Below are 5,537 nucleotides of genomic sequence, written 5' to 3' on the forward strand. Positions count from 1 at the left end.
AGGAGGGGGGGTGTGGTTGTTGGTCGAGAACCACACAGGGACGCGAGCACACGGACCGTGTGCGCAACACCCACAACCCACACACAAACGTGGGAAAGGCTGGGGTGGTGGTGTAAGTCATCGGCTTATTAGTACCGGTCAGCTCCACGGGTCTTCAGTCCCCGCTTCCACATCCGGCCTATCAACCCACTGGTCTGGGTGGGAGCCTCACACACCACAAGGGTGCATGGAAATCTCATCTTGAAGAGGGCTTCCCGCTTAGATGCTTTCAGCGGTTATCCCATCCGAACGTAGCGAATCAGCGATGCGCCTGGCGGCACAACTGACATACCAGAGGTTCGTCCGTCCCGGTCCTCTCGTACTAAGGACAGACCTTCTCAAATTTCCTGCGCGCGCAGCGGATAGGGACCGAACTGTCTCACGACGTTCTAAACCCAGCTCGCGTACCGCTTTAATGGGCGAACAGCCCAACCCTTGGGACCAACTCCAGCCCCAGGATGCGACGAGCCGACATCGAGGTGCCAAACCATGCCGTCGATATGGACTCTTGGGCAAGATCAGCCTGTTATCCCCGAGGTACCTTTTATCCGTTGAGCGACGGCCATTCCACAATGTACCGCCGGATCACTAGTCCCGACTTTCGTCCCTGCTCGAGATGTCTCTCTCACAGTCAAGCTCCCTTGTGCACTTACACTCGACACCTGATTGCCAACCAGGCTGAGGGAACCTTTGGGCGCCTCCGTTACTCTTTAGGAGGCAACCGCCCCAGTTAAACTACCCATCAGGCACTGTCCCTGACCCAGATCATGGGCCGAAGTTAGATATCCACGGTGGCCAGAGTGGTATTTCAACGATGACTCCGCGAACACTGGCGTGTCCGTTTCACAGTCTCCCACCTATCCTACACAAGCCACAGCGAATACCAATACCAAACTATAGTAAAGGTCTCGGGGTCTTTCCGTCCTGCTGCGCGTAACGAGCATCTTTACTCGTACTGCAATTTCGCCGAGTTTATGGTTGAGACAGCGGGGAAGTCGTTACTCCATTCGTGCAGGTCGGAACTTACCCGACAAGGAATTTCGCTACCTTAGGATGGTTATAGTTACCACCGCCGTTTACTGGGGCTTAAATTCTCAGCTTCACACCCAAAAGAGTGTTAACCGGTCCTCTTAACCTTCCAGCACCGGGCAGGAGTCAGTCCGTATACATCGTCTTGCGACTTCGCACGGACCTGTGTTTTTAGTAAACAGTCGCTTCCCCCTGGTCTCTGCGACCCCGACCCGCTCCACGCCGCACGGGCGCATCACGGTTGGGGTCCCCCTTCTCCCGAAGTTACGGGGGCATTTTGCCGAGTTCCTTAACCATAATTCTCTCGATCGCCTCGGTATTCTCTACCAGATCACCTGTGTCGGTTTCGGGTACGGGCGACACTGAACCTCACGTCGATGCTTTTCTCGGCAGCATAGGATCACTCAATCCCCCACCAGGTGGGGTCCCATCAGATCTCAGGCCCGTGTGCGACGGATTTGCCTATCGCACGCCCTACATCCTTAGACCAACTCTTCCAACCGTTGGCTGAGCTGCCTTCCTGCGTCACACCTGTTAACACGCTTACCTCCCCGGCTCAGGTCCCGCGCTCCCCGCACAGCCGGCACAGACCCAAAAGAGCCTGCACCAGTCACGTGCGGTTCGGGCGGTTAGTCTCACCAGATCAGTATGGGCGGTTCAGAATCGGTACGGGAATATTAACCCGTTGTCCATCGACTACGCCTGTCGGCCTCGCCTTAGGTCCCGACTAACCCAGGGCAGATTAGCTTGACCCTGGAACCCTTGATCATTCGGCGGACGGGTTTCTCACCCGTCTTTCGCTACTCATGCCTGCATTCTCACTCGTGTAGCCTCCACACCTGGTTCACACCGGCACTTCACCGGCCACACGACGCTCCCCTACCCATCCAAGCACCTGAACCACAAAGGCTCGGCTATACGCTTGAATGCCACAACTTCGGCGGTGTACTTGAGCCCCGCTACATTGTCGGCGCGGAATCACTTGACCAGTGAGCTATTACGCACTCTTTCAAGGGTGGCTGCTTCTAAGCCAACCTCCTGGTTGTCACAGCAACTCCACATCCTTTCCCACTGAGCACACGCTTAGGGGCCTTAGTTGGTGGTCTGGGCTGTTTCCCTCTCGACTATGAAGCTTATCCCCCACAGTCTCACTGCTGCGCTCTGACTTGCCGGCATTCGGAGTTTGGCTGACGTCAGTAACCTTGTAGGGCCCATCGGCCATCCAGTAGCTCTACCTCCGACAAGAAACACGCAACGCTGCACCTAAATGCATTTCGGGGAGAACCAGCTATCACGGAGTTTGATTGGCCTTTCACCCCTACCCACAGCTCATCCCCTCCATTTTCAACTGAAGTGGGTTCGGTCCTCCACGACGTCTTACCGTCGCTTCAACCTGGCCATGGGTAGATCACTCCGCTTCGGGTCTAGACCGTGCCACTCAATCGCCCTGTTCAGACTCGCTTTCGCTACGGCTTCCCCCCACGGGTTAACCTCGCGACACAGCACTAACTCGCAGGCTCATTCTTCAAAAGGCACGCCATCACCCCACAAGTGAGGCTTTGACGGTTTGTAGACACACGGTTTCAGGTACTGTTTCACTCCCCTCCCGGGGTACTTTTCACCTTTCCCTCACGGTACTGGTCCGCTATCGGTCATCAGGGAGTATTCAGGCTTACCAGGTGGTCCTGGCAGATTCACACGGGATTCCTCGAGCCCCGTGCTACTCGGGCAACAGCACACAAGAGCGCCAACACAACCGGTTACGGGACTCACACCCTCTCTGGCCGGCCTTTCAAGACCGTTCACCTCGCGCCGCGCATTCCCTGCGACAGGCCGGCAGACCCGTCACGACTGTCCCCACAACCCCGATGATGCAACCCCTGCCGGGTATGACACACCACCGGTTTAGCCTCATCCGCGTTCGCTCGCCACTACTGACGGAATCACTCTTGTTTTCTCTTCCTATGGGTACTGAGATGTTTCACTTCCCCACGTTCCCTCCACATGGCCTATGTGTTCAGCCACGGGTCACCACACACCGTGTGGCGGGGTTTCCCCATTCGGACATCCTGGGATCACCGCTCGGTTATCAACTCCCCCAGGCTTATCGCAGATTCCCACGTCCTTCATCGGCTCCTGATGCCAAGGCATCCACCGTGCGCCCTTAAAAACTTGACCACACACACAACCAGCACACGCTGGCAGCATGGTCACGCACACACAACATGATCAACGATCAAAAAATCACAATCACTCGATGCTCGCGTCCACTATGCAGTTCTCAAACAACAACCCGCACAACCCCCACCAGACACCCCACGGCATCCAGCCCAGCTGAAGGCAGGCCAAGACAACGATTGTTGCCTCAAAACCCAACAGTGCGCCAACAACCCCCGACACCACAGACACCCAGACCTTCCAACCAGCAGAACCAGCCACAGCACACACCCCACAGGGCGCACACCACAACCAGCACCGCCGGCGTACTCGCCGAACATCCACAGCACGGAAGCCACCATCTGCCGAGATTCCACCCATGAGCACCCGCCACGACACACTCGGCCGTGCAACGGGCACGCTGACCGCCAGAACCCCCGGCACACAGACCAGGAACCCTGAAACAGTAGCTGCTCCTTAGAAAGGAGGTGATCCAGCCGCACCTTCCGGTACGGCTACCTTGTTACGACTTAGTCCCAATCGCTCGTCCCACCTTCGACGACTCCCTCCACAAGGGTTAGGCCATCGGCTTCGGGTGTTACCAACTTTCGTGACTTGACGGGCGGTGTGTACAAGGCCCGGGAACGTATTCACCGCAGCGTTGCTGATCTGCGATTACTAGCGACTCCGACTTCACGTGGTCGAGTTGCAGACCACGATCCGAACTGAGACCGGCTTTTTGGGATTAGCTCCACCTCACAGTATCGCAACCCTTTGTACCGGCCATTGTAGCATGCGTGAAGCCCAAGACATAAGGGGCATGATGATTTGACGTCGTCCCCACCTTCCTCCGAGTTGACCCCGGCAGTCTCCCACGAGTCCCCACCATCACGTGCTGGCAACATGGAACGAGGGTTGCGCTCGTTGCGGGACTTAACCCAACATCTCACGACACGAGCTGACGACAACCATGCACCACCTGTGAACCAGCCTCAAAGAGGGGCGGCCATCTCTGACCGTTACTAGTCCATGTCAAGCCTTGGTAAGGTTCTTCGCGTTGCATCGAATTAATCCGCATGCTCCGCCGCTTGTGCGGGCCCCCGTCAATTCCTTTGAGTTTTAGCCTTGCGGCCGTACTCCCCAGGCGGGGCACTTAATGCGTTAGCTGCGGCGCGGAGAACGTGGAATGCCCCCCACACCTAGTGCCCAACGTTTACGGCATGGACTACCAGGGTATCTAATCCTGTTTGCTCCCCATGCTTTCGCTCCTCAGCGTCAGTTACAGCCCAGAGACCTGCCTTCGCCATCGGTGTTCCTCCTGATATCTGCGCATTTCACCGCTACACCAGGAATTCCAGTCTCCCCTACTGCACTCTAGTCTGCCCGTACCCACTGCAGACCCGGGGTTAAGCCCCGGGCTTTCACAGCAGACGCGACAAACCGCCTACGAGCTCTTTACGCCCAATAATTCCGGATAACGCTTGCGCCCTACGTATTACCGCGGCTGCTGGCACGTAGTTAGCCGGCGCTTCTTCTGCAGGTACCGTCACTTTCGCTTCTCCCCTGCTGAAAGAGGTTTACAACCCGAAGGCCGTCATCCCTCACGCGGCGTCGCTGCATCAGGCTTGCGCCCATTGTGCAATATTCCCCACTGCTGCCTCCCGTAGGAGTCTGGGCCGTGTCTCAGTCCCAGTGTGGCCGGTCACCCTCTCAGGCCGGCTACCCGTCGTCGCCTTGGTGAGCCATTACCTCACCAACAAGCTGATAGGCCGCGAGTCCATCCATGACCACTACAAACGTTTTCCACCCGCTGCCATGCGACAGCGGGTCATATCCGGTGTTAGACCCAGTTTCCCGGGCTTATCCCAGAGTCAAGGGCAGGTTACTCACGTGTTACTCACCCGTTCGCCACTCATCCACCCCAGCAAGCTGGAGCTTCAGCGTTCGACTTGCATGTGTTAAGCACGCCGCCAGCGTTCATCCTGAGCCAGGATCAAACTCTCCGTAAAAAACATACGAACACCAGACAACACGAATGGGAAAACACCCGCGCCGCCCGGCACAAAATTCAATCAAGGCAAAAATACGCGGACCAGACCAGGCCACGGGGTGCGACCCGCCGATCCGCCATCTCAACCATAAAAATACGGTCTCGACAAACTTGGCACACTATTGAGTTCTCAAACAACAATCACCAGTCCGGCACCACACCACACACCAGCACCCAAACCAATAGGCACCGCTCACCGCGTGATGATCGCTCCGAAGCAACTTTTCAATCTTACCAGAACCCCCAGCCCCGCGCAACCCCA

The 5,537-nt window shown here is 56.9% G+C and carries 2 rRNA genes; both read right to left on the reverse strand.

From position 1 onward, the window contains the following. Window positions 1-107 precede the first annotated feature (107 nt). Window positions 108-3,246, reverse strand: a 23S ribosomal RNA gene (locus H9I38_RS10670). 460 nt (window positions 3,247-3,706) lie between these two features. Next, a 16S ribosomal RNA gene (locus tag H9I38_RS10675) occupies window positions 3,707-5,234 on the reverse strand. The 16S and 23S rRNA genes sit together here, the layout of an rRNA operon. Between the last annotated feature and the right edge of the window lie 303 nt (window positions 5,235-5,537).

Source organism: Arthrobacter sp. UM1 (assembly GCF_020483305.1).
GTDB lineage: Bacteria > Actinomycetota > Actinomycetes > Actinomycetales > Micrococcaceae > Falsarthrobacter.